The following is a 23,194-nucleotide window of genomic DNA, read 5'->3' as shown; positions in this document are numbered from 1 at the left end:
GGCCGCTGTAGAGCCGAGCCCATGCTCGGCTGCCCTCGGGGGCCCAAGCCGAGCATGGGCTCGGCTCTGCAAAACAGCGCTACCGCAGCGGCCTTCGATCAGGGAGAATCGACCGGTCCCCTCCAGCCGACGGGACGTCCTTACAACCCGCCGACTGGAGAGAGCGCGCGTGGAAGCAACCGTACACTTCATCAACAGCATCATCTGGAGCAAGGCACTGATCTTCGTGTGCCTGGGCGCCGGCCTGTTCTTCAGCCTGCGCACCCGCTTCATGCAGATCCGTGGCTTCTTCGAGATGTGCCGCCTCACCGTCAGGGGTGAGAAATCCGACGCCGGTGTGTCCTCGTTCCAGGCGTTGGCCATGTCGATGGCCGGCCGCATGGGCATCGGCAACATCGCCGGCGTGGCCACCGCCATCGCCTTCGGCGGCCCCGGTGCGATCTTCTGGATGTGGGTGATGGGCTTCCTTGGCGCATCCACTTCGTACGTCGAATGCACCCTGGCGCAGATCTACAAGACCAAGGACGCCGAAGGCCGCTACCGCGGTGGCCCGGCGTACTACATCGAAAAGGCCATGGGCCTGAAGTGGTATGCGCTGGCCTTCGCCATCGCCACGATCATCGCCGCAGGCTTCCTGATGCCGGGCGTGCAGGCCAACGCCATCGCCGACAGCATCATCAACGCCTGTCGTGGCACCGCGCTGTGCGGCCCGCTCGATGGCCAGGCCTTCGGCATGGAATCGGTGCAGGCGCTGAAGCTGGGGATCGGCATCGTGGTGGCGCTGCTGCTGGGCGTGGTGATCTTCGGTGGCGTCAAGCGCATCGCCAACTTCGCCGAAGTGGTGGTGCCGTTCATGGCCGCCGGTTTCATCCTGATGGCCATCATCATCATGATCATCAACTACGACCGCGTGCCGGAAATGTTCGGCATCATCTTCAAGAGTGCCTTCGGCACGCATGCCGCATTCGGCGCCATGATGGGCCTGGCCGTGGAGTGGGGCATCAAGCGCGGCATCTACGCCAACGAAGCCGGCCAGGGCTCTGGCCCGCACGCGGCGGCTGCCTCGGAAGTCTCGCACCCGGCCAAGCAGGGCTACGTGCAGGCCTTCGCGATCTACTTCGACACCATGATGGTGTGCACCGCCACCGCGTTCCTGATCCTGGCCAGCGGCACCTACAACGTGTACTCGCCGGTGGAGGGCGCCGCGCCGATCTTCCAGGGCCTGGCCGGTATTCCCGAAGGCGCCGGTTACGCCCAGGCCGGCGTGGAAGCGGTGCTGCCGGGCTGGGGTTCGGCGTTCGTATCGGTGGCCATCTTCTTCTTCGCCTTCACCACCATCATGGCGTACTACTACATGGCCGAGACCAACCTCAGCTATGTGAACCACAACAGGAAGCGGCCGCTGACCGTGCTGCTGCTGCGCCTGGGCATCATCGGCATGGTGGTGTTCGGCGCGTTCCACAATGCCACCCTGGCCTGGGCGCTGGGCGACATCGGCGTCGGCCTGATGGCCTGGCTGAACATCATTGCCATCCTCATCATCCAGAAGCCGGCGATGCTGGCCCTGCGTGACTACGAACGACAGAAGAAGCTGGGCCTGGATCCGGTGTTCGACCCTGATGCCCTGGGCATCAAGAACGCCGATTTCTGGCGCCAGCGCAAGCAGGAGAGTGTGTAAGTGAACAACCCTTGGAACAACCGCCGCCCGTCCGCCCGTCCGCCGCGCGCAACGCCGTTGCCGCGCCCGGAGGTGCCGGCCACGGGCGGTGGTGGGCGCGGTGGCAGCGATGAGCTGCGTCTGTACGGCCTGAATGCCGTGCTGGCTGCGTTCGAAGCGCGGCCGCAGGCGCTGCGCAAGTTGTACCTGCTGGAGGCACGCATCCCGCGCCTGCAGCCGCTGTTGAAGTGGTGCGTGGCCAACCGCGTGGGCTACCGCGTGGTCGAGGATGGCGACCTGAACAAGCTCGCCGGCACCACCCATCACGAAGGCGTGGTGGCCGACATGCTGCGCGCACCGTCGCTGCCGCTGGCGCAGTGGCTGCAGCAGGTCGGTGACGGCCCGGCGCTGGCGTTGTGGCTGGATGGCGTGGGCAACCCGCACAATCTCGGCGCGATCCTGCGCTCGGCCGCACACTTCGGTGCCAAGGCGCTGCTGTTGCCGGCCGGCAGCACGCTCGCCCTGTCCGGCGCCGCCGCGCGCGTGGCCGAAGGCGGTGCCGAAGCGGTGCCGCTGGTGCAGCTGCCGGAGACCGCTCAGGCAATGGCGCAACTGCGCACAGCCGGTTTCGGCCTGGCCGCGACCCTGGTCGAGGGCGGTGATGACGTGTTCCGCGCGTCCCTGCCGGAGCGGCTGGTGTACGTGATGGGCGCCGAAGGCGAGGGCATGGACCGCAGCCTGGCGGGTGCGTGCGACCTGCAGGTCTCGATTCCCGGCAGCGGCGCGGTGGAGAGCCTGAATGTGGCCTCGGCCACGGCAGTACTGCTGGCGCAATGGGCGAGCCGTCGCGGCTGATCCGGTATCCCGGGTCGGATCCCTCGCCGCAGGCGAGGGCTCTGACCCCTTCCAGGGGGGGTAAACGCGTCAAGCGCGCATGACGTTTTGAAAGTTTCCTTATTGGTCAGCCGCTTCCGGCAACGCAGGGTGGAACTCCATCCCACGTTGTCCAGAAGAGGCTGCCATGCATCACCCACGCCGTATCCTCATCGCATTGCTGGTACTGACCAGTGTCCTTGCCAGCGGCCGTGCCGCAGCCGGCGAACGCAGCCTGGACGGCGTCAACTTCACCGGGCCGCTGATCACCCCCAATCCGGCCGGCCTGCCGCAGGGCAACTGGTACATTGAACCCTATCTGGTGCGGGTCGACAGCCGCGATCACTACGACGATGGCGGCCATCGCCGCCGCAGTGGGCAGCGTAGCGGTGCATGGGCCACGGTGGTGCCGATCATCTACGGTTTCAGCGACCGGGTGATGGGCCAGGTCAATCTCAGTGCTTCGCGTGCCGAACAGGGCAGCGCACGCAGCAGCGGTTTCCGCGCTGGCGATACCACCGCGCGCCTGCAGTACCTGCTGCAGGCGCCCAACGCCGATGGCACGCGCCCGGCCATCTCGGTCGCGCTGGTGCAGCGCTTCAGCACCGGCAGCCATGACCGCATCACCAGCAATCCGCTCGATGCGCAGGGCGACGGCGTGCAGCGCACCACCGCGGCGCTGGGCATGCAGCAGGTGGTGTGGCTGGGCAACGATCGTCCGCTGCGCTGGCGTGCCCAGCTCAGCGCCGGGCCGGCGCCGTCGCGCACGGCGATTTCCGGGGCCAGCGTCTACGGTACCGATGACAGCTTCCAGGGGCACATCTCCCGCGGCTCGGTGCTGGGCCTGTCGGTGGGTGCCGAGTACAGCTTCAATCCGCGCTGGGTAGGTGTGATGGAAGTAGCCGCCAGCCGTGAGACCGGACAGCGCCTGAGTGGATTCTCGCGCAACGCCAGCGGTGCCTTCGAGCGTATCGACGAACATCGCCCGGCCAGCCGCAGCGTCACCCTGGCGCCGGCGGTCGAGTACCACTTCAGCCCGACGCTGGGCCTGATCGCCGGCGTGGAGTTCAGCGTGGCGGGCCGCAACACCAGTCGAATCGTCAGCCCCCAGGTTGCCCTGGGCATGTTCTTCTGAGGGGCCGCCGATGAACATCGAATCCATCGTCAACACGATCCTCGGCGTCGTCTGGAGCCCCTACCTGGTGGTGCTGTGCCTGCTCGCCGGCCTGTACTTCAGCGTGCGCACACGCTTCATCCAGTTGCGTGCATTGCCGGACATGCTGCACCTGATGTTCCGCCATGAGCGTTCCGATGCCGGGGTGTCGCCTTTCCAGGCGTTGTCCCTTTCGCTGTCCAGCCGCGTGGGCGTCGGCAACATCGCCGGCGTCGCCATGGCCATCGCCTTCGGCGGCCCCGGCGCGATCTTCTGGATGTGGATCGTTGCCTTCCTTGGCGCATCCAGTGCCTTCATCGAGTCCACGCTCGCGCAGATCTACAAGGACCGCGACGGCAAGGGACAGTACCGGGGCGGCCCGGCGTACTACATCGAAAAAGGCCTGGGCCAACGCTGGTATGCCGTGCTGTTCGCACTGGTGACGGTGTTGGCGGGCGCGATGCTGGCCGGCACCCAGTCCAATGCGATCACCAGTGCGGTGAACGAGGCCTGGGATGTGCCGGTGGCCACCACCACCACGGTCCTGCTGGTGGTGCTCGGCGCCATCCTTGTCGGCGGTGTGCGGCGCATTGCGCGCGTGGCTGAATGGGTGGTGCCGCTCATGGCCGTGGCCTATCTGCTGGTCGCGGCGCTGGTGATGGTGTTCAACGCGGACAAGGTGCCGGAGGTGATCATGCTGGTGCTGCGCAGTGCATTCGGCGTGGATGCGGCGTTCGGCGCGATGATCGGTACCGCCATCCAGTGGGGCGTGCGACGCGGCGTGCTATCCAACGAAGCCGGCATGGGCAGTGGAGCGCATCCGGCCGCCGCCGCGGAAGTGTCGCATCCGGTCAAGCAAGGCCTGGTGCAGTCATTCTCGGTTTACATCGACACCATGGTGGTGTGCAGCGCAACGGCTTTCCTGATCCTGTCCACCGGGCTGTACAACGTCTACGACCCAGCGGTGAAGGGGGTTCCCGATGAAGCGCGCCTGCTGCTGGGCAATCTGCCGGGGGTCGAGGCCGGTCCACGCTTTGTGCAGCACGCGGTGGAATCGGCGCTCCCGGGCTTCGGCAGGTCGTTCGTTGCGCTCGCTATCCTGCCGTTCGCATTCACCACCATCCTGGCGCTGTACTACATGGCCGAAACCAATGTCAGCTACCTGTGCCGGGATCGTCCCGGACGGGTGACGATCACCGCCTTCCAGCTGCTGTTCCTGGCTGCCACAGGCTACTCGGCAATCAACACCGCGACGGTGGCCTGGGCCCTGGGCGATATCGGCGTGGGCATGATGAGCTGGTTGAACATCATCGCCATCCTTCTGCTGCAGAAACCGGCCTTGGCGGCGCTGCGTGATTATGAGCAGCAGAGGCACAGCAAGCGTGATCCGCTGTTCAACCCGCAGACGATCGGCATGCGCAATACGCGGGTCTGGGAGAGCTGACCCGATCAGGGGTCAGCGCCCTCGCCAAGGGCGAGGGGGCTGACCTCCCTTCGTCACCGCATCATTCGTTCGGCGGCGTGGTCGCCTTGGCCTCGCTGCCGAAGCTGCCATCCGCTTCTGCCGCCAGATACGCGAACACGGTGTAGGCGGCCACGTTCTGCGCCAGGGCCTTCGGATCGATCTTGTCCAGCGTGTCGTCGGCGGTGTGGTGCAGGTGGAAGTAATCCGAGCCATCCTGCGCCAGCCACGCCCACGCACCACCCTTGGCGGCCAGTGGGCCGACGTCCGGGCCCGGGCCACCCTTGTCGGCCTGGTACTCGATGCCCAGCGGCTTCATCACTTCGGCAATCTGCTTCGTCGCTTCGCGCGAGCCTTCCGGATTCGGCGAACCGGTATTGAAGGCGTAGATGCGGCCCGCGCCGAAGTCGCTCTCGGCGGCCAGCTGGTGCAGGGCTACGTCCTTCGCGTGCGCTTCGGCGTAGGCCTTGCCGCCGTACAGGCCCTGTTCCTCGTTGGCGAACGCGATCACGCGGATGGTGCGCTTCGGTGCCTGCTTGAGCTGGCCGATCAGGTGGCCGGCGGCCATGGTGATGCCCACGCCCGCGCCGTCATCCACCGCGCCGGTGCCCAGGTCCCACGAATCCAGGTGACCACCGATCACCACCACTTCCTTCGGCAGGCTGCGGCCGGTGATCTCGCCGATCACGTTGTAGGAGGTGGCGGTGCCGTCCCAACCGCAGTCCAGCGCCACCTTCACCGTGGTGCTGCCACGCGCCAGCAGGCGGGCCAGCTGGTCGGCATCGGGCACCGACAGCGCGGCCGACGGCACTGGGGTCAGGCCCTCATCGAAACGGGTGATGCCGGTGTGGGGCACGCGGTGCGAGTCGGTACCGGCCGAGCGCATCAGGAAACCGACCGCGCCCTTGCGGATCGCTTCGGACGGGCCCTTGCTGCGGATCGCTCCGCCGCGGCCGTAATCGCGGCCATCGCGGAAGGGCAGCATCTGGTAATCGACGAAGGCGATCTTGCCCTTCAGCGAGCCCGCTGGTGCGGCCTGCAGCGCGGCCAGGTCGGCGAAGCGCACCACTTCGGCTTCCACGGTGCCACCCGGGCTGCCGCCCAGTGCGGTGATCTGCAGCGGCTGCGGGTTCCTGCCGGTCACGGCGGCGTGTTCACTGCGCCGCTCCCACTTCGGGAACGTCACCGGCTCCTTCCAGACCTTGTCGAAGCCCAGGGCCTTGAACTTGGCTTCGGCCCAGGCGACCGCGCGGGCATCGGCTTCGCTGCCGGCGATGCGCGGACCGATCTCGGTGGTGAGCGATTCGACCACCTTCCAGCCGGTGTCATCGGCCAGCGCCTGGTCGCGCAGCTGTGCGGCGGTGGCCAGCGACGCCGGGGGCAGGGTAGTGGTGTGCGACGCCGCGAAGGCCGGGGCGGCCAGCAGGGCGAGGGAGGATGCGATGGCAAGGACGCGGCGACGCATGGACAACTCCGGGAAGGGACCTAAGCCTTGGAGCTTAACAGTCGTTCAGCCCGGCGCATGGGCGGGAGGTCATGGCTGGCGCGGATGCTGTTTTCCGCCATGACCGGCAAAGCGAAAGCCCCGACGGGGCGGGGCTTTCGTGCGGTCGCGGTAATGCCGGCCGCTGGCCGGCTCCCGAATGTCCCGATGTTGCCGGCCAGCGGCCGGCACTACCGTTTTGCGGCCTTATTTCTTCAGGCTGTCGCGGATCTCGCGCAGCAGCACCACTTCTTCGGCCGGCGCCGCCGGGGCAGCTTCCTTCTTCCGCGACAGTCGGTTGATCGCCTTGACCACCAGGAAAATGGCGAAGGCCACGATCACGAACTGGATCAGCGTGTTGATGAAGTCACCGTAGCCGATCACTACCGCCGGAATTTCCTTGCCATCGGGGCCGAGCCGGGCCGGTGACAACGTCCAGGCCAGCTGCGAGAAGTCCACCTTGCCGATCAGCAGGCCCAGCGGCGGCATGATGATCTTCTCGACCAGCGCCGTCACGATCTTGCCGAAGGCCGCGCCGATCACCACGCCGACGGCGAGGTCGATGACGTTGCCGCGCATGGCGAATTCCTTGAACTCGGTGAGCATTCCCATTGTTGTTTTTCTCCGGTGGGGAAGTGGACAGCGCGCAGGGTAGCGCAGGTGATGTCAGCCGGCGATCACGCCGTGGCGCTCTGCCACGTTTTCCAGGCGGGCACTGAAACGGTCGCCGGGCTTCAACGCAGCCACCCCAGACGGGGTGCCCATGAACACCAGGTCGCCGGCACGCAGCTGCCACAGCTTGGACAGCTCATGCAGGATCTCCGGCACGTTCCAGATCATCTGGTCGAGCAGTGCCTGCTGGCGCACTTCGCCATTGACCTCCAGCGACAGGTTCAGCGCGGCCAGGTCGCCGACTTCCTCGGCGTGGACGATTTCGCTGATCGGCGCGGAGGCATCGAAGCCCTTGGCCGCGTCCCACGGGTGGCCCTTGTCCTTGGCCGCGGCCTGCAGGTCGCGGCGGGTCAGGTCCAGGCCGACGGCGTAGCCATAGACCAGCGCATCGGCGTCGGCCACGGCCAGCTCGCCTGCGGGCGCATCGCGTCCGATCGCCACCACCAGTTCCACTTCGTGGTGCAGGTTGGCGGTTGCTGGCGGATAGGGGATGGCATCGTCGTGGCCGACCACGATGGCGTCGGCCGGCTTGCTGAAGAACATCGGGCGGCCACGGTCATCGGCCGCCGGCACCGCGGCACCCATTTCGCGGGCGTGGTCGGCGAAATTGCGGCCGACGCAGTAGATGCGGTGCACGGGGAAACTGCCACCACCGGCTACCGGCACACGCGGCTGGGCTACGGCAGGGATCACATCGGAGACATCGGACATGCGGGCATCCAGGAAGGGCGTGCCCGCAGTCTAGAACGCATGGCGCCCGCCGTCAGCGGGCGCGGAAGGCCTGGATCAGCGCGAGGCCGGCAACACCGGCTTGCGCACCACGCGGTACTCGCCTTCAACCACGGTCGGGTCGACCGGACGCGCAACGCCCGGCTTGCGCGAAGCCAGCAGCTTCCACGCCAGGCCGACCAGGATCATCGCCGCACCAACAAAGACGCCGATGAACACCATCGCGGCCAGGATCGCCAGGCCGAGCAGGCCCACGGCAACGCGCACCAGCGGGTGACGCGGCTTGCGCGGCGCGAACAGGGTGCGGAACTGGTTGAAGGCGGATGCGCGATTGAACATGGCGGCTCGATAGGCTGGGATCAGCGAAACCAGAGTATCGGGACGCGCCACTGTCATTGAGTGAAAAACTCGTTAAATATAGCCTGTGCTTATTACGGATCAATGACTTGTGTTCATGTCGCAGCCAGTCACCTGAGCAGGCATGCGACAATTCCGGTTTACCGTCCGAGCCTCCGCCATGACTATCGCTGCTGCCCTGATCGCCCTTGATGCCATTGCCGATGGCGCGTTTGCCGAGGTCGAAGCGGTGGTCGATGGCGATGCCGAATCGCTGGTGCTGTACCGCGACGGCGCGCAGGTGCGTGCGTTCCTGAACATCTGCCCGCACGCCGGCCGCCGCCTGGACTGGGCGCCGGGGCAGTTCCTCAAGAGCCGCGAGGGCCACCTGGTATGCGCCGCGCACGGCGCCTCGTTCACGCTGGATGGCGGCGATTGCATCGCCGGCCCGTGCAAGGGCGACCGCCTGCGTGCGGTGCCGGTGGACGTACGCGACGGGCAGGTCTATCTGGCTTGAAGCCAGAAGCAGTCGAGCACGGCTCGACTCTACAAAAGCCGTGTCGACCAAGGTCGACACCTACCAAAGCGATGCACGACGCCGTTCTGGAGGATCTCAGAAATCCATCCCGCGCAATGCAGGCTTTTGCTGTTGAGGTTGCCGGCCAGCGGCCGGCACTACCGGGGTGCAGGGCGCAGCCCTGCCAACAAACCCAACCCTCAGAACATCAGGTTGATCATCAGCACCACCACGCAGGTGTAGATCAGCGACAGTGGGCCGCCGACCCGCCACATCTCGCGCGGGGTGTAGTTGGCCGGGCCAGTGATCATCGAGATCACCGGGTTGGAGGCCGTCATCAGGTTGTTGGACGCCGACAGCGCCACGATCAGCGCGAACGCGGTCGGGTTGCCCCCCGCCGCCAGCGCCAGGTTCACCGCGATCGGCACCATCACGATGGTCGCACCCACATGGCTGATCACCAGCGAGAACGCCGTGGTCAGCAGCGCCAGCGCCACCTCCAGTACCCACACCGGAATGCCGGTCGGCAGCTTGTCGATGGTATGGCCGGCCACCCACGCGGCCGCGCCGCTGGAGTCCATCGCCCAGCCAAGCGGAATCAGCCCGGCCATCATGAACACCGTCTTCCAGTTGATCGAGGCATACGCCTCGTCCATGCGCAGCACGCCGGTCAGCAGCATGCCGGCCACGCCGGTCATCAGCGTCAGCGCCACCGGCAGCTTGCTGGTCAGCGCGATCAGGATGGTCAGCGCGAAGATCGCCATCGCAATCTTGAACTTGTGCGGGCGCTGCTCGCCGGTCGGATAGTCGGTCACCACCACGAAGTCGCGGCTGCGAGCGGCCTGCGCCAGGTCGGTCCAGATGCTGTGGAACACCAGCATGTCGCCGGCGCGCAGCTGCACGTCGCGCACGTCTTCGCGGATCACCTGCTTGTCGCGGTTGATCGCCAGCAGGCTGATGCCGCGCTCCTTGCGCAGGCGCAGATCGGCCGCACTCTTGCCGATCACGTTCGAGGTCGGTGGCACCACTGCCTCGGAAATGCCGGCGCGGCTGGGGTTGAACAGGTCACCCAGGTGCTTCAGGCGCGAGGACATGCGCAGGAACTGGTTCTGCGCGAAGTCGCTGATCTGCTGGCGCGGTCCCATCGCACCAAGCACGCTGCCGACCCAGATGCGCATCTCCGCCGGCGGCGCCAGGCGGGTGTCGTTGCCAGTCTTCAGCGCCAGCAGCAGCGGCGCATCGTGCAGGGTCTCGGCCTCGCCCAGGGTCATGCCCACCAGCGGGCTCTCGGCGGTCACCACCAGCTCGAATACATCGCCTTCGATGCCATAGGTCTTGGCGAAGTAGCTCTCGGTGCGTGCCGGGGTGACCCCGTCATTGACCAGGCTTTCCTCTTCGATCAGCTTGCGGTCGCCGTAGTAGCGGAAGTACAGCAACGAAGCGATCAGCAACGCCACGCCGATCGGCAGCGGCGCGAACATGCGCAGCGGCTCGATGGTGGCCAGGCCGGAAGGCAGGTTGTTGTTGGCCGAGGCCAGCAGATCGTTCAGCAGGATCAGCGGCGAATTGCCGACCATGGTCAGCGCGCCGCCCATCACGATCGCCGCCGAGATCGGCAGCAGCAGGCGCTGCATCGTCAGGCCCGTGCGCGCCGCCAGTCGCGAGGCGACCGGCAGATACAACGCCATCACCGACGGGTTCTGCATGAAGGACGAATTCAGGCCGGCGATGGCGGTGGTCATCATCAGCAGCCGTTGCTCGACGCCGTGGCCGCGCCGCAGCAGCCAGGCCGCCAGCCGGTTCAGCGCCCCGGTGCGGTCCAGGCCCGCACCGAGGATGGTGGTGGCGATGATGCTCATCACCGCGTTACCGGAGAAACCGCCGAAGATCTCCTCCGGCGCGATCAGGCCGGTGACACCGAGCACCACCAGCACCACCAGCGCGACCACGTCGGCGCGGATGCGCTCGAACAGGAACATCGCCATCGTGAAGCCGACCAGCCCGAGCACGAGCTTCATGTCGTTGGTCAGCGTCAGCGCGGTATCCATGTGGGGCGCGGCGTCCTCAGGCGATCGTCAGGTGCGGTCGTACAGCAGGTCCCAGACGCCATGGCCGAGTTTCTGGCCGCGGGTCTCGAAGTGGGTCTGCGGGCGCCAGTCCGGGCGCGGCACGCTGCCCCGCGGGCCGGCGCGGTTGACCAGGCCGGCGGTGGCGTCGAGCACGTCCCACATCTGCTCGGCGTAGTCTTCCCAGTCGGTCGCACAGTGCAGGCGGCCCCCCGGGCGCAGCTTGCGCACCAGCAGTTCGGCGAATGCCGGCTGCAGCAGGCGGCGCTTGTTGTGGCGCTTCTTGTGCCACGGGTCCGGGAAGTAGATGCGCACTTCATCAAGCGCGCCGTCGGCGATCTCGTTCTGCAGCACTTCCACCGCGTCGTGGTGGTACAGGCGCACGTGGTCGGCGTTGTCGTCGGCCAGCGCGTTCAACAGCCGGCCCACGCCCGGCGCGTGCACCTCGATGCCGATGTAGTCGCGCGATGGGTCGTGCTGGGCAGCGAAGCGCAGCGCAGCACCATTGCCGAAGCCGATCTCCAGCACCTTGTGTGCCGGGCGGCCGAAGGTGGCGTCCAGGTCACGCGGCTGGCCGGTGTAGTCGAGGCCGAAGCGCGGCCAGCGTTCGTCGAACGCGCGCTGCTGGGCGGGAGTGAAACGGCCCTGGCGCAACACGAAGCTGCGCACCTCGCGGCGACCCTCGTTCACGGTGAAGGGCTTGGGCGGGGCCTTGGAACCGGCGCTGTCGAAAGGATTGGTCATCAGCCGATCAGCCCGTCCACTGGCGAAGAAGCGCTGGCGTAGCGCTTGCGCGGGATGCGTCCGGCCAGGAACGCCTCGCGGCCGGCCTCGACCGCCTTGCGCATCGCGCTGGCCATCAGCACCGGGCTGCGCGCACCGGCAATGGCGGTGTTCATCAGCACGCCGTCGCAGCCCAGCTCCATCGCGATCGCCGCGTCCGACGCGGTACCCACGCCGGCATCAACGATGATCGGCACCTTGGCGTCTTCGATGATCTGCAGCAGGTTGTACTTGTTCTGGATGCCCAGGCCCGAACCGATCGGCGCGGCCAGCGGCATCACCGCAGCGCAGCCGATCTCCTCCAGGCGCTTGGCCAGGATCGGGTCGTCGGAGGTATAGACCATCACCTCGAAACCGTCCTTGACCAGCTGCTCGGCAGCCTTGAGGGTCTGCATCACGTCCGGGTACAGGGTCTTCTGGTCGCCCAGCACTTCCAGCTTGGTCAGGTTGTGGCCGTCCAGCAGCTCACGGGCCAGGCGGCACGTACGCACGGCGTCTTCGGCGGTGTAGCAGCCGGCGGTGTTGGGCAGGATGGTGAAGCGTTCCGGCGGCAGCACGTCCAGCAGGTTCGGCTCGCCCGGGTTCTGCCCGATGTTGGTGCGGCGGATGGCCACGGTGACGATCTGGGCGCCCGCGGCCTCGGTCGCCAGGCGGGTTTCTTCCAGGTCCTTGAACTTGCCGGTGCCGGTCAGCAGCCGCGAGCCATAGGTCTTGCCGGCGATCACCAGCGAATCGGGGGAGACATGAACGTTCATGGCGCGATTATCGCTTATCCGCCTGAAGATGGGGTCACGCAATGGCGTGCCGGCCGCGGATCGGTATGGGTAGTGCCGGCCGCTGGCCGGCAAATGCAGGGTGCCTGACAGCGTCGGATTGCCGGCCAGCGGCCAGCACTGCGCGGATAGGTCTCAGCCCCCACCCAGCGCGTGCACGATCTCCACCACGTCGCCCTCGGCCAGCACGTGCTCGCCATGGCGGCTGCGGCTGACGATCTCGCCGTTGACCTCGACCGCGACCCGGCGTTGCAGCAGCTGCTCGGCCTGCAGCAGGTCGTGGAGGGTCGCCGAGGCGGGCAGGGTACGGGGTTCGCCGTTGAGCTGGATGTTCATCACCGCATTGTCGCCTATGGCCTGCGCGGATCGGAACCCTTGCAAATTGCCTCGGCCGCCAGCCCCGGCACAGCGTTGTCCGGCGCTGCCGGGCGACAATCCATGCGGCGGCGCAGCGTGAGCAAAACGCGGCGCAGTGAAACCATTCACCGTGCGCCGGCGTACGTGCGCCGGGTTCTCAACGATATCCCCACAGGAGTTTCTTACATGCTGCTCAGCAAACGCCCGATCCGCTCCCTGATGGCGGCCGCGATCGCGCTGGCCGCGGTTCCGGCCATGGCAGGCGAATCCCCGTATTCCAAGGCCGTGTTCTTCGGCGACAGCCTGACCGACGCCGGCTATTTCCGCCCGCTGCTGCCGGCCGATGTGCGTCCGGTGACCGGCCAGTTCACCACCAACCCGGGTTGGGTGTGGGCGCAGCAGGTCGCCAACTACTACGGCCTTAATGGCGCCGCCAACGGCAACGGCCAGAGCGGTGACAACTATGCAGTCGGCGGTGCCCGCGTCGGCGTGGACGTGGCGAGCCCGATGGGAACCATCCCGTCGCTGAAGTCGCAGGCGGCGCGTTATCTGGCTGCCAATGGCGGCAAGGCTGACGCCAACGTCCTGTACACGGTGTGGGGCGGTGCCAATGACCTGTTCGCGGCCGCCGCTGCGCCGGCGCAGGCACAGGCCATCATCGGCGCCGCCGTCACCGATCAGATCGCCCTGGTCGGCGCGCTGAAGCAGGCCGGTGCCGAGTACGTGCTGGTGCCGAACCTGCCCAACGTCGGCCTGACCCCGGCCTTCCGTGGTCCGAATGCCGCCGCCGCCACCGCGCTGTCGGCCGGCTACAACAAGGCGCTGTACGGCGGCCTGAAGCAGGCCGGCATCGAGTTCATCCCGCTTGATACCTTCACCGTGCTGGGCGAAGTCGCCGCCAACCCGGGCATGTACGGCTTCACCAACGTCACCAGCACCGCCTGCAGGATCGATCCGGCCAACTCGACGCAGAGCATCCTGACCTGCAACCCGACCAGCTACGTCAGCCCGGATGCGGCCAACACCTACCTGTTCGCCGATGGCGTGCACCCGACCACCGCCGGTCATCAGCTGCTGGGTCAGTACGCGGTCTCGGTGCTGGAAGGCCCGCGCCTGCAGCAGGTGCTGAGCCACTCGGCGCAGACCATCGGCCGCTCGCGCGCCGACCAGGTCAGCATGCACCTGGGCGGTCGTCCGGCTGACGGCCTGTCCTGGTGGGGTGGCGTGCGGGGTGACCTGCAGCGCTACGACCACGCCGACCTGTACGACGGGCTGGCCCCGGCCGGCCTGTTCGGTATCGACTGGGCACGCGACGGCATGGTGTTCGGCGGCTTCGCCGGTTTCGGTCGCCTCAACGCCGACTTCGGCAACAACCGCGGCGACTTCACCCAGAAGGACACCTCGGCCGGTCTGTTCGCTGGCTGGTACGGCGACCGCATCTGGGTGAACGGTCAGGTCAGCTACAGCTGGCTGTCCTATGACGTGAACCGCAAGGTCCAGCTGGGCCCGGCCACCCGCGAGCATGGTGGTTCGCCGGACGGCAGCAACCTGACCGCGGCCCTGAACGCCGGTTACGAGTTCGGCACCGAAGGCGGCTTCCGCCACGGCCCGATCGCCTCGGTGATCTGGCAGAAGGTGAAGATCGACGGTTACACCGAAAGTGCTGCGGCTGGCACCCTGGCCACCGCACTGGGCTACGACCGCCAGAACGTCGATTCGACCGTCGGCCGCATCGGCTGGCAGGCCCGCTTCGATGGCGGCACCCTCAAGCCGTACGCCCAGGTGACCTACGATCACGAGTTCGAGGACACCAAGCAGGCCAGCGCCTGGCTGCAGACCCTGCCGGAACTGGGCAGCTACCGCGTGCCGGGCCTGAAGTTCGACAAGAACTACGCCACCGTCGTGCTGGGTGCCCGCACCGAACTGTTCGGCCTGCAGAGCAACTTCGGCCTGAGCGCGTCGACCGGCCAGAAGCGCGCGCAGGATGCCACCCTGTTCGCCAACTTCAGCGGCACGTTCTAAGCAGCAACCGCCGGGGTCGGAGCCCTTTCCGCCTAGGAAAGGGCTCTGACCTGTTGCGCCGGGGGTCGGATCCGTTTCCGCCAGGAAACGGCTCTGACCCCATTGCGGCATGCTGCCATTGCGCAACACTGGCCCAAGCGCATAGACTTTCACCGCGCACTGCGGGCGTAGCTCAATGGTAGAGCTGTAGCTTCCCAAGCTACTGACGTGGGTTCGATTCCCATCGCCCGCTCCAATCCCGCCACGCCTTGAAGCGTCGGCAGCCGTGACGTCGGTACTGACGTCAGCACTCTTCCTGAAGCGCAGGGTCCCATTGCATGCCGGGCACGACCCGTTTATGCAGTGGGTCGCATACCGTCAGCGGAAGGCGCCATGCTGATTTCTGCTGGAGAAGTAGCGCGCCGGAGAATCGCCAAAGGCTCTGCGGAACATCGCAATGAAGTTGCTCGGCGAAGAATAGCCAAGAACATCCGAAACCTCCGCCACCGGGACGCCCCGCGCGAGCATCTCCAGACCGTGCATCAGCTTCACCTGTTGCCGCCACTGGCCGAAACTCAATCCGGTCTCAGCAAGCGTCAGGCGGCGCAGGGTGCGCGATGACATTGCCCCGGACGATGCCCACGCCTCGAGGGTACGGGGATTTCCCGGATCCCGCAGGACAGCGCGGGCCACGCGAAGAAGGCGGGGGTCCCTGGGCATCGGCACATGCAAGGACTCGTGCGGAGCCCGACGGATTTCGTCTTGAATGACTGTGGCGATGCGCTCCTGCTCAGGCGTCAACGAAGCGCGCTTGTCCCATTCCGTGGTCCTCTGCGCCAGTGCCCGCAGCACGTCACTGATTGCGACAACGCAGGGTGTTGCAGGGAGGTTGCTGCAGAACGAGGGCGCCATCAGCAACGTCCAGCCACTCAGCGCGCCACTCACGCGAACCTCATGACGCACACCGGGTGGTATCCACCCTGCGCGATAGGGAGGAAGAAGCCAGGAGCCCTGCGGTGTATTGACCTGGATCAACCCGGTTTCAACACAGAACAACTGGCCACGCACATGCTGGTGCCAGTCGTATTCGCGCGTCCCCAGCCGGAACTCATGTGCCGGGCTGTCGTCTCCCCTGAGGCCAACGAGAAGCGGGCCGTCAGGCATCTCACTGAAGTCCGCCGTGCTGCCTGTAACGCCATTGCTCATGCTGGCCGAATTTCACTATTTGTGGTCCAAATGACGTTACTTGGCTATGCGGTGCGCGTGCAACCCTTCAGCCATCACCTCGTGGCTCTGGCATCGAGCTGCAACCGAGGGGCCACTATCAGGAGAATCCGTGAGCAGAATCCATGTGAGCATCATCGGCGCCGGTCTGGGTGGCCTGGCGCTGGCGCAGGCGCTGAAGCGCGGCGGGGTTGCATTCGACGTGTTCGAGGCGGACAAGACGCTCAACTCGCGGCCACAGGGCTATCGCATCCGGATCGACGCCGAGGGTCAACGGGCCCTGGCGCGAACGCTCTCCCCAGAACTGTACGATCTCTTCCGCGGAACCGTTTCGACAACGGCGACATCAGGGCGCTTTCTCACGCCAGGTTTGCTGCCTGCCCCTGGCCGCAAGCCCGATAGCTGGCGCTCGGCCGACAGCGTGGACGACGGCGCACAGGGGGGCGGGGACGTAAGCGTCAATCGACGCACCCTGCGCGAGATCCTGATGTGCGGGATCGAAGACCGTGTCCATTTCGATCGCGCATTCGATCGCTACGCATTGACCAGCGATGGCAGGGCCGAAGTGCGTTTCCGGTCCGGTGGTCCTGCGTCGACATGTGACGTGCTGGTAGGTGCGGACGGTGTCAATTCTCGGGTCCGCTCCCAGCTGGCGCCGGATGCGCAGCCGGTGGATACCGGCGCAGTCTGCATTTACGGGAAAGTAGATCTGGACCGGTTGGGCGGCAACCATTCACGTCTCGAAGGAACCACTATCGTCTTTGCAGACAGATTCGCCGCCATCTTCGATCAGATGCAGTTTGACCGGCACTTCCTGGAGCATGCCTGCGCTCACCTCAGCTGCAGCGTCACGCCCACACCTGACTACCTCTATTGGTGCCTGATCGGGCGCGCTGACCGCTTCGGGGTGGCGTCGGATCATCGATCGGATCCGGATCACATCCGCAAGGCGATAGTGGCTGCGACCGATGGCTGGCACCCCGATCTTCGGGAAATCCTGCAGCAGAGCAAGGTCGGGGATACCGCGATGCTCCCGATCCGCAGTGGGCGTCCTGAAGTGCCATGGTCGGTCGGGCCGGCAACGCTGCTGGGCGATGCTGTCCACGCGATGACGCCAGCAGGTGGGTTGGGTGCAAACACTGCACTCGCCGACGCGGCCGCTCTGGCCGAGCTGATGCTGGACGCCGACCGTGGCGCGCTCTCCATTTCGAATGCGCTGGCGCAGTACCAGTCGGATATGCGTGAGAGGGCCCGGCATGCGGTGGATATCTCCAACCGAGGTGCGGACAGACTGTTCGGGCCTGCGGTGCCCGAACATTGCCACAGTGCCCGCTGATCAAGCGTCTGGGGCCAGCCGGGATTCGATGGCGGCGCATGTGGCGCGGGCGCTCGGCTTGCAGCGCTATGTCAGCCACTCACGCGGGTGCCTCACTACGCCGCGAGCGCGCTGGCCCCAGGTCTCGGCGCCCGGCAGGTGTCCCTGACGGCGACTGTATGTGCAGGTGCTACGGGCGTTTCCTGACCAGAACCTCCCCGCTCCCTGGCAGCCGAAGCGGAAGCGGTGCTGCCGAGATGGCGCGTAACGCTTCAAACTTTTCCCATGGGCAGGCCGGCGCTGACCGACTAGCGTGAGCGGATACTGATCAGGAGCTGCCTTCCATGAACTGCCGGGACGACGTCGTCGAGCGCATCCACAGGATTTTTCTTTCCGCCGGCGTCGGCTCGAACAAGCAGCTTGAGGCCGTGCGCGCGCTCGGGCGTGCCGGTGGTCCCAAGGCCGCGGAACTGCTCGAGCAGATCTACCAGCAGGCGTTCAGCAATTCCGCCCTGCAGATGGCCTGCGTGGCGGCGCTGGGCGAGGCCGCCCGTGGCTTCCAGGTCAGTGCTGAACGGGACAGCTGAAGCTTCACCCACAACGCTCGAGATCGTCGGCGACGGGCATCATCCGCCCGCCACACGCCCGCGCTATGCTGCGCGCCTGCCGACCGATCCCTCCGCGATGAAGCTCGCCATCCTGTCCCGCAACAGCTCCCTGTATTCCACCCGTCGGCTGGTCGAGGCGGCACGCGCGCGCGGCCATACCGTGCGCATCCTCGACCCGTTGCGTTGCTACATGCGCATCGCCGCCGATGGCTTTTCCATGCACTACAAGGGCCGGCCGATGACCGGCGTGGACATGGTCATTCCGCGCATCGGTGCCTCCATCACCCGCTACGGCACCGCCGTGCTGCGCCAGTTCGAACTGATGGGCGCGCGCACGCCCAATCCGTCCGATGCCATCCTGCGTTCGCGCGACAAGCTGCGCGCGCACCAGCTGCTGGCGGCCAAGGGCATCGACATGCCGGTCACCGTGTTCGGCGACAACCCCGATGACACCGTCGACCTGCTGTCCATGCTCGGTCCGCCACCCCATGTGGTGAAGCTCAATGAAGGCACCCAGGGGCGTGGCGTGATCCTGACCGAGAAGGCCAGTGCCTCGCGCGGCATCGTCGAGGCCCTGCGCGGTCTGTACGCCAACTTCCTGATGCAGGAATTCATCGGCGAGGCCAAGGGGGCCGACCTGCGCTGCTTCGTGGTCGGCGACCAGGTGGTGGCGTCGATGCAGCGGCAGGCACCGGAGGGTGATTTCCGCTCCAACCTGCACGCTGGCGGCACCGCCGTGGCGGCCAAGGCCAGCCGTGCCGAGCAGCAGGTGGCAGTGCGTTCGGCCAAGGCGCTGGGCCTGTCGGTGTGCGGCGTGGACCTGATCCGCTCCGCGCGCGGCCCGCTGGTGCTGGAGGTCAACTCCACGCCCGGGTTGGAAGGCATCGAAGCGGCCTGCGGAGTCGACGTGGCCACACGCATCATCGAACACGTAGAGAAGATCAAAAAGCCCTGATTATTCATGGGGTTGTGATTCTCATGGGTGGATGAGTCACGGCTTTAACGAGGCTTTAATCGGCGTCGGCGTAGGCTTCAGCGAACCGCAGCTCTGCCTCTCAGCAGGATCGGTATCGGGATACGACTTCAGGCCCAGGCGGGTTCACCGTCTGGGCCTTTTTTATGCCTGTCGGCTCTGTGCCCAAGGTCTCTTGTGGAGGCCGCGTGACGGTCGTAGAGTTGGCCCTTCGTTCCGGGATGGATCGGGAGGTTGGCGATGTACCGCATCATGACGATCGCGTTGCTGCTGGGCCTGTCTGGCGCTGTTGCCGCCAAGCCGGAGAAAGCCGCTGTACAGATGGACCGGCAGGGCTCGGTCGCCGAACAGATGCGCCAGGTGGAAACCGCGCTGGCCGCCCCCGATTATGCCGAGCTGTCTGCCGAGGATCGCGGCCAGGTGCAGCAGTCGCTGTCGCGCATCCGCCAGCACCTGGGCGAGCGCCAGACCGTGCAGGAACTGCCGCCGCAGTTGCAGGCCGAGGTCTTCAACGAGCAGGAACGCATCAACACCCTGATGGCGCGTGGCCATGACGACAGCCGGCAGATCTGCAGGTACGAACGCACCACCGGCAGCAACATGCCCAAGAGCCGCTGCCTGACCGTGGCCGAACGGCGCCGGATCGAAGAGAAAGGCAAGGCGCTGATCAACGACCAGCGCAGCTACAACACGCTCAGCCCACCGCCCGCCGGGCGTTGAGCGCACACTGGCCTGTGGCCTCGCCGACCGTGCCGTGACGGCGCATCGGCGGCAGCGCAGGATCGATGTTCCACTCATGGAAGAACCTGGAGGTAACGATGCAGCGCATGATTCCCGTCGCCCTGATGCTGGGCCTGGCACTGGCCACCACCGGACACGCCAAGCCCGAGAAGGCACAGGTGAAGTTCGACGCCAATGCACCGGTGGCCGAACAGATCCGCAGCGTTGAGGCGGCCATCAACAGCGAGGACTACAGCGAGATCGGGCTGGAAGACAAGAGCCGCGTGCAGCAGGCGCTGGGCCGCATCAAGATCAAGATGGGCGACCACGAACGCATCGAACAGGTCAGCCCGCAGGATCGCACCCAGATCTTCAACGACCAGGAAGTGATCAACACGATCATGACCCGCGCCCATGCCGACAGCCGCATGGTCTGCCGCCGCGAGCGCACCACCGGCAGCAACATGCCGCAGAGCGTCTGCCTGACCGTGGCCCAGCGCCGCAAGGCGCAGGAAGACAGCCGCAAGACGCTCAACGACAACCAGCGCTTCAACAACTACAAGCCGTAACCGTGGTTGGACCGGTCGCAGGTCGCCATCGGTCACCCTGCCGTGCGTCCCTTGTGGACGCATCGGCGGAACCGTAAAGTCGAGACCCTATTCATGGACGAACATGGAGCTCGTCATGTACCGCACCACTACGCTCGCCCTGGTGCTGTCGCTCGGCCTGGTGGCCACCGTGCAGGCCAAGGCGCAGAAGGACACCGTGCAGATGGATTCCTTCACCCCGGTATCCGAACAGATCCGCCGCGTTGAAACGGCCATGGGCAGCGAGGACTACAGCGAGATCGGGCTGGAGGACAAGAGCCGCGTGCAGCAGGCGCTGAACCGGATCCGGATCAAGATGAATGGCCGCGAGAAGGTGGATGAGCTGGCGGCGCAGGAGCGCAACGACCTGTTCAACGAGCAGGAGATCGTCAACACCATCATGACCCGCGCCCAGGCCGACAGCCGCATGATCTGCCGCCGCGAGCGCCTGACCGGCAGCAACATGCCGACCAGCGTCTGCCTGACCGTGGCCCAGCGTCGCAAGGCCCAGGAAGACAGTCGCCAGGCGTTGACCGACCAGCAGCGCATCAGCCGCTGATCGCTCGCTCCGGGGGCATTTGCCGGTGTCGCCCCGTCGGTACGAAATGTTAAGAATGGAACCTGTATCGTTCAGCAGGTAGACGTCGCGTCCACCCGCACAGGGGCATCCTGAGCGGGTGGGCCTGGCCCCCCGACGACCCTTCAAGAACCAGAGGTCCCAGTGCGCATTCTCGTAATCGAAGACAACAGCGACATCGCCGCCAACCTTGGCGACTACCTTGAGGATCGTGGCCACACCGTGGACTTCGCCGCCGACGGCGTGACCGGCCTGCACCTGGCGGTGGTCCACGAGTTCGACGCCATCGTTCTGGACCTGAACCTGCCGGGCATGGACGGCATTGAAGTCTGCCGCAAGCTGCGCAACGAAGCGCGCAAGCAGACCCCCGTACTGATGCTGACCGCCCGCGACTCGCTGGACAACAAGCTGGCCGGTTTCGACTCCGGCGCCGACGACTACCTGATCAAGCCGTTCGCGCTGCAGGAAGTGGAAGTGCGCTTGAACGCTTTGTCGCGCCGCGGCAAGGGCGTGCAGACCCGCGTGCTGGAAACCGGCGATCTGGAATACAACCTGGACACGCTGGAAGTGCGTCGCCAGGGCAAGCTGCTGCAGCTCAATCCGACCGCGCTGAAGATCCTGCAGGCCCTGATGGAAGCCGCGCCGGCCGTGGTCACCCGCCAGGAGCTGGAAACCCGCGTCTGGGGCGAAGAGCTGCCCGACTCGGATTCGCTGCGTGTCCACATCCACGGCCTGCGTGCGGTGGTCGACAAGCCGTTTGAAGTGCCGCTGATCCAGACCCGCCATGGCATCGGATACCGCATCGCCACCCCGGAAGCCTGATTCCGTGGCAACCAAGGGGGAGCGCCGGCGTTCGCCGTATCGGCGGCGCCTGCGCAGCCGCATCATCGTCTCGTTCGTGTTGTTGGGCTTCTGCCTGACGACACTGTTCGCGTTCGCCACCAACTGGGCCCGCATGCGCGTGGAAAACCAGCTGGTCGAAGACGTGATGAACCGCAACATCAACGAGTACGTGCGGCGGTTCTACGAGAGCCCGGATCGCAACCCCGACCTGCCCGTGCAGCAGATGCGTGCGCGCCTGATCAAGCCTGACAAGTTCGAGGCGCTGCGCGAGGAAGAGCCGGACTGGTACGAGTTCAAGGATGGCCTGTACAACATGGGCGGCGTGGACGAGCGCGGCCAGCGCTATTCCTACAAGTTGGCCGTGCGCAAGACGCCTGACGCCTGGGCGTTCCTGGCCTACGACATGACCGACAGCGTGCGCGGCGGGCAGCAGCTCAACCGCGCGCTGGTGCTGTCCGTGCTGGTGTTCAGCCTGTTGTCGCTGGTGCTGGGCTGGTGGTCGGCCTCGAAGGTGATGAAGCCGGTATCGGACCTGGCCGCGCGGCTGCGTGCCTATCGCGGCGGCACGAGCGAGCCCGAGCCGCTGGCGCCACGGTTCCCCGATGACGAAGTGGGGCAGCTGGCGCAGGCGCTGGATGATTATTCGTCGCGGCTGACCGAAGTGGTGCAGCGCGACCGTGAGTTCAATGCTGACGTCAGCCACGAGCTGCGAACGCCGCTGGCGGTGATCCGTGGCGCCACCGAACTGCTGCTGACCCGGCCCGGCCTGGATGAGAAGGTGCTGCAGCGCCTGCAGCGCATCCAGCGTGCCGAACAGCAGTGCAGCGACCTGATCGGCGCGTTGCTGCTGCTGTCGCGCAACGAACGCGGGCAGGGCACCAGCAACGTCGCCCGCGTGGCCGAACAGCTGCTGGACGCCCACCGCGCACAGCTGGGCGGCAAGCCACTGGAGCTGGCACTGGAAGGCGAGCGCAATCTGGTGATCGATGCGCCGGAGGCGGCCTTGTCGGTGGCGCTGGGCAACCTGATCGGCAATGCGGTGAAGTACTCGCAGGATGGCGAAGTGCGCGTCTTTGTCGGTAGCAATTCGGTGTCCGTGACCGACAGCGGCCCTGGCCTGAGCGAAGAGGATGCGGCCAAACTGTTCCAGCGCGGCTACCGCGGCACGCACGCCGGCCATTCGCAGGGCGGCGGCATCGGCCTGTCGATCGTCAGCCGCCTGTGCGATCTGTATGGCTGGCAGGTGAGCGTGCGCCCCGGCGGCGAGCGCGGCGTGATCGCCACGCTGACGTTCTCGCCGAAGCCGTTGTAAGGGCCCCTGCTTTGGTGGGTGCTCCACTTTTGTAGAGCCGAGCCCGCGCTCGGCTGCGGTGGCTTCCCGGAGCCGAGCATAGGCTCGGCTCTACAGCGGGTTCGTTTTGCGCTCTGTGTCGCTTGTGCCATCGAATTAGCTTCGCAGACGTGATGCGCCACAAGCCCAACACG

The 23,194-nt window shown here is 66.3% G+C and carries 23 protein-coding genes and 1 tRNA gene; 15 read left to right on the top strand and 9 right to left on the bottom strand.

The features are described 5' to 3' along the window. Positions 1-169: 169 nt before the first annotated feature. From ACMGRF_RS14245 to ACMGRF_RS14230, 4 genes are all read left to right on the top strand, one after another. Complete coding sequence (locus tag ACMGRF_RS14245) at positions 170-1,678, top strand: alanine/glycine:cation symporter family protein (protein ID WP_049438457.1); 1,509 nt, start codon at positions 170-172, stop codon at positions 1,676-1,678. After that, the gene (locus ACMGRF_RS14240) at positions 1,679-2,512 is read left to right on the top strand and encodes a TrmH family RNA methyltransferase (RefSeq protein WP_414485330.1); all 834 of its coding nucleotides are present in this window, start codon (positions 1,679-1,681) and stop codon (positions 2,510-2,512) included. Positions 2,513-2,678: 166 nt separating this feature from the next. Further along, complete coding sequence (locus ACMGRF_RS14235) at positions 2,679-3,665, top strand: hypothetical protein (protein WP_049412705.1); 987 nt, start codon at positions 2,679-2,681, stop codon at positions 3,663-3,665. A 10-nt stretch (positions 3,666-3,675) separates the two neighbouring features. Continuing rightward, the gene (locus tag ACMGRF_RS14230) at positions 3,676-5,127 is read left to right on the top strand and encodes an alanine/glycine:cation symporter family protein (protein ID WP_414485329.1); all 1,452 of its coding nucleotides are present in this window, start codon (positions 3,676-3,678) and stop codon (positions 5,125-5,127) included. A gap of 61 nt (positions 5,128-5,188) precedes the next feature. Here ACMGRF_RS14230 and ACMGRF_RS14225 read toward each other — a convergent pair whose 3' ends face one another. The 4 genes from ACMGRF_RS14225 to ACMGRF_RS14210 all read right to left on the bottom strand — a co-directional run bounded on the left by ACMGRF_RS14225 (position 5,189) and on the right by ACMGRF_RS14210 (position 8,368). Further along, on the bottom strand, positions 5,189-6,610 hold the full coding sequence (locus ACMGRF_RS14225; protein ID WP_049412702.1) for a M28 family peptidase: 1,422 nt from the start codon (positions 6,608-6,610) through the stop codon (positions 5,189-5,191). A gap of 225 nt (positions 6,611-6,835) precedes the next feature. After that, on the bottom strand, positions 6,836-7,240 hold the full coding sequence (mscL, locus tag ACMGRF_RS14220) for a large-conductance mechanosensitive channel protein MscL (RefSeq protein ID WP_049412700.1): 405 nt from the start codon (positions 7,238-7,240) through the stop codon (positions 6,836-6,838). 54 nt (positions 7,241-7,294) lie between these two features. After that, entirely contained in the window at positions 7,295-8,011 is a 717-nt protein-coding gene (locus ACMGRF_RS14215; RefSeq protein WP_049412698.1) for a fumarylacetoacetate hydrolase family protein, read from the bottom strand. Between the two features lie 75 nt (positions 8,012-8,086). Beyond that, positions 8,087-8,368, bottom strand: a complete 282-nt coding sequence (locus tag ACMGRF_RS14210) for a hypothetical protein (protein ID WP_005410817.1) — start codon at positions 8,366-8,368, stop codon at positions 8,087-8,089. A 178-nt stretch (positions 8,369-8,546) separates the two neighbouring features. Between ACMGRF_RS14210 and ACMGRF_RS14205 the strand changes: the two genes are divergently transcribed. Further along, on the top strand, positions 8,547-8,882 hold the full coding sequence (locus ACMGRF_RS14205; RefSeq protein WP_049412696.1) for a Rieske (2Fe-2S) protein: 336 nt from the start codon (positions 8,547-8,549) through the stop codon (positions 8,880-8,882). A 200-nt stretch (positions 8,883-9,082) separates the two neighbouring features. Here ACMGRF_RS14205 and ACMGRF_RS14200 read toward each other — a convergent pair whose 3' ends face one another. From ACMGRF_RS14200 to thiS, 4 genes are all read right to left on the bottom strand, one after another. After that, positions 9,083-10,930: an SLC13 family permease gene (locus tag ACMGRF_RS14200; RefSeq protein WP_005418803.1), complete on the bottom strand. Its 1,848-nt coding sequence runs from the start codon at positions 10,928-10,930 to the stop codon at positions 9,083-9,085. Between the two features lie 27 nt (positions 10,931-10,957). After that, positions 10,958-11,692: a tRNA (guanosine(46)-N7)-methyltransferase TrmB gene (trmB, locus tag ACMGRF_RS14195; RefSeq protein ID WP_053461245.1), complete on the bottom strand. Its 735-nt coding sequence runs from the start codon at positions 11,690-11,692 to the stop codon at positions 10,958-10,960. After that, entirely contained in the window at positions 11,692-12,486 is a 795-nt protein-coding gene (locus ACMGRF_RS14190) for a thiazole synthase (protein WP_005418798.1), read from the bottom strand. Before ACMGRF_RS14190 ends, trmB begins: the two co-directional genes overlap by 1 nt. 153 nt (positions 12,487-12,639) lie before the next feature. Then, positions 12,640-12,840, bottom strand: coding sequence for a sulfur carrier protein ThiS (gene thiS, locus ACMGRF_RS14185; protein WP_005418796.1), 201 nt, complete (start codon positions 12,838-12,840; stop codon positions 12,640-12,642). Positions 12,841-13,047: 207 nt separating this feature from the next. On the opposite strand from thiS, the gene ACMGRF_RS14180 reads away from it, so the two are divergent. Both ACMGRF_RS14180 and ACMGRF_RS14175 read left to right on the top strand, forming a co-directional pair. Further along, positions 13,048-14,883 (top strand): autotransporter outer membrane beta-barrel domain-containing protein, encoded by a 1,836-nt coding sequence (locus ACMGRF_RS14180; RefSeq protein ID WP_180879763.1) that lies wholly within the window; start codon positions 13,048-13,050, stop codon positions 14,881-14,883. A gap of 161 nt (positions 14,884-15,044) precedes the next feature. Continuing rightward, positions 15,045-15,118 (top strand) — tRNA-Gly (locus tag ACMGRF_RS14175). A 122-nt stretch (positions 15,119-15,240) separates the two neighbouring features. On the opposite strand, the gene ACMGRF_RS14170 is transcribed toward ACMGRF_RS14175, so the two are convergent. Continuing rightward, the gene (locus ACMGRF_RS14170) at positions 15,241-16,068 is read right to left on the bottom strand and encodes an AraC family transcriptional regulator (protein ID WP_049412690.1); all 828 of its coding nucleotides are present in this window, start codon (positions 16,066-16,068) and stop codon (positions 15,241-15,243) included. A gap of 130 nt (positions 16,069-16,198) precedes the next feature. On the opposite strand from ACMGRF_RS14170, the gene ACMGRF_RS14165 reads away from it, so the two are divergent. The 8 genes from ACMGRF_RS14165 (at position 16,199) to ACMGRF_RS14130 (ending at position 23,021) form a co-directional block, all read left to right on the top strand. After that, positions 16,199-17,422 (top strand): FAD-dependent oxidoreductase, encoded by a 1,224-nt coding sequence (locus ACMGRF_RS14165; RefSeq protein ID WP_049412688.1) that lies wholly within the window; start codon positions 16,199-16,201, stop codon positions 17,420-17,422. A 323-nt stretch (positions 17,423-17,745) separates the two neighbouring features. Further along, positions 17,746-17,988: a hypothetical protein gene (locus ACMGRF_RS14160; protein ID WP_049412687.1), complete on the top strand. Its 243-nt coding sequence runs from the start codon at positions 17,746-17,748 to the stop codon at positions 17,986-17,988. Positions 17,989-18,085: 97 nt separating this feature from the next. Then, positions 18,086-18,964, top strand: coding sequence for a 30S ribosomal protein S6--L-glutamate ligase (rimK, locus tag ACMGRF_RS14155; protein WP_005418651.1), 879 nt, complete (start codon positions 18,086-18,088; stop codon positions 18,962-18,964). Between the two features lie 258 nt (positions 18,965-19,222). Next, complete coding sequence (locus ACMGRF_RS14150) at positions 19,223-19,702, top strand: hypothetical protein (protein ID WP_049412685.1); 480 nt, start codon at positions 19,223-19,225, stop codon at positions 19,700-19,702. Positions 19,703-19,800: 98 nt separating this feature from the next. Further along, on the top strand, positions 19,801-20,271 hold the full coding sequence (locus ACMGRF_RS14145; protein WP_049412683.1) for a hypothetical protein: 471 nt from the start codon (positions 19,801-19,803) through the stop codon (positions 20,269-20,271). Between the two features lie 115 nt (positions 20,272-20,386). Beyond that, positions 20,387-20,848, top strand: a complete 462-nt coding sequence (locus ACMGRF_RS14140) for a hypothetical protein (protein WP_049412681.1) — start codon at positions 20,387-20,389, stop codon at positions 20,846-20,848. Between the two features lie 162 nt (positions 20,849-21,010). Further along, positions 21,011-21,688: a response regulator transcription factor gene (locus ACMGRF_RS14135; protein ID WP_005410804.1), complete on the top strand. Its 678-nt coding sequence runs from the start codon at positions 21,011-21,013 to the stop codon at positions 21,686-21,688. Continuing rightward, complete coding sequence (locus tag ACMGRF_RS14130; protein ID WP_032954439.1) at positions 21,651-23,021, top strand: sensor histidine kinase; 1,371 nt, start codon at positions 21,651-21,653, stop codon at positions 23,019-23,021. Before ACMGRF_RS14135 ends, ACMGRF_RS14130 begins: the two co-directional genes overlap by 38 nt. Positions 23,022-23,194: the final 173 nt, after the last annotated feature.

The organism is Stenotrophomonas sp. EMP41, assembly GCF_047495535.1.
Lineage (GTDB): Bacteria > Pseudomonadota > Gammaproteobacteria > Xanthomonadales > Xanthomonadaceae > Stenotrophomonas > Stenotrophomonas sepilia.
Note: the sequence above shows the minus strand (reverse complement) of the source record. Positions and strands in the feature narration are given on the sequence as shown.

What these genes read in the sequence shown, in the direction of transcription:
- ACMGRF_RS14145 (WP_049412683.1), top strand. Translation starts at nt 19,801, where the DNA reads ATGCAGCGCATGATTCCCGTCGCCCTGATGCTGGGCCTGGCACTGGCC.
- ACMGRF_RS14225 (WP_049412702.1), bottom strand. Translation starts at nt 6,610, where the DNA reads ATGCGTCGCCGCGTCCTTGCCATCGCATCCTCCCTCGCCCTGCTGGCC.
- ACMGRF_RS14170 (WP_049412690.1), bottom strand. Translation starts at nt 16,068, where the DNA reads ATGAGCAATGGCGTTACAGGCAGCACGGCGGACTTCAGTGAGATGCCT.
- ACMGRF_RS14205 (WP_049412696.1), top strand. Translation starts at nt 8,547, where the DNA reads ATGACTATCGCTGCTGCCCTGATCGCCCTTGATGCCATTGCCGATGGC.
- rimK (WP_005418651.1), top strand. Translation starts at nt 18,086, where the DNA reads ATGAAGCTCGCCATCCTGTCCCGCAACAGCTCCCTGTATTCCACCCGT.
- mscL (WP_049412700.1), bottom strand. Translation starts at nt 7,240, where the DNA reads ATGGGAATGCTCACCGAGTTCAAGGAATTCGCCATGCGCGGCAACGTC.
- ACMGRF_RS14160 (WP_049412687.1), top strand. Translation starts at nt 17,746, where the DNA reads ATGAACTGCCGGGACGACGTCGTCGAGCGCATCCACAGGATTTTTCTT.
- ACMGRF_RS14200 (WP_005418803.1), bottom strand. Translation starts at nt 10,930, where the DNA reads ATGGATACCGCGCTGACGCTGACCAACGACATGAAGCTCGTGCTCGGG.
- ACMGRF_RS14210 (WP_005410817.1), bottom strand. Translation starts at nt 8,368, where the DNA reads ATGTTCAATCGCGCATCCGCCTTCAACCAGTTCCGCACCCTGTTCGCG.
- ACMGRF_RS14230 (WP_414485329.1), top strand. Translation starts at nt 3,676, where the DNA reads ATGAACATCGAATCCATCGTCAACACGATCCTCGGCGTCGTCTGGAGC.
- ACMGRF_RS14235 (WP_049412705.1), top strand. Translation starts at nt 2,679, where the DNA reads ATGCATCACCCACGCCGTATCCTCATCGCATTGCTGGTACTGACCAGT.
- ACMGRF_RS14140 (WP_049412681.1), top strand. Translation starts at nt 20,387, where the DNA reads ATGTACCGCACCACTACGCTCGCCCTGGTGCTGTCGCTCGGCCTGGTG.
- trmB (WP_053461245.1), bottom strand. Translation starts at nt 11,692, where the DNA reads ATGACCAATCCTTTCGACAGCGCCGGTTCCAAGGCCCCGCCCAAGCCC.
- ACMGRF_RS14130 (WP_032954439.1), top strand. Translation starts at nt 21,651, where the DNA reads ATGGCATCGGATACCGCATCGCCACCCCGGAAGCCTGATTCCGTGGCA.
- ACMGRF_RS14180 (WP_180879763.1), top strand. Translation starts at nt 13,048, where the DNA reads ATGCTGCTCAGCAAACGCCCGATCCGCTCCCTGATGGCGGCCGCGATC.
- ACMGRF_RS14150 (WP_049412685.1), top strand. Translation starts at nt 19,223, where the DNA reads ATGTACCGCATCATGACGATCGCGTTGCTGCTGGGCCTGTCTGGCGCT.
- ACMGRF_RS14190 (WP_005418798.1), bottom strand. Translation starts at nt 12,486, where the DNA reads ATGAACGTTCATGTCTCCCCCGATTCGCTGGTGATCGCCGGCAAGACC.
- ACMGRF_RS14215 (WP_049412698.1), bottom strand. Translation starts at nt 8,011, where the DNA reads ATGTCCGATGTCTCCGATGTGATCCCTGCCGTAGCCCAGCCGCGTGTG.
- thiS (WP_005418796.1), bottom strand. Translation starts at nt 12,840, where the DNA reads ATGAACATCCAGCTCAACGGCGAACCCCGTACCCTGCCCGCCTCGGCG.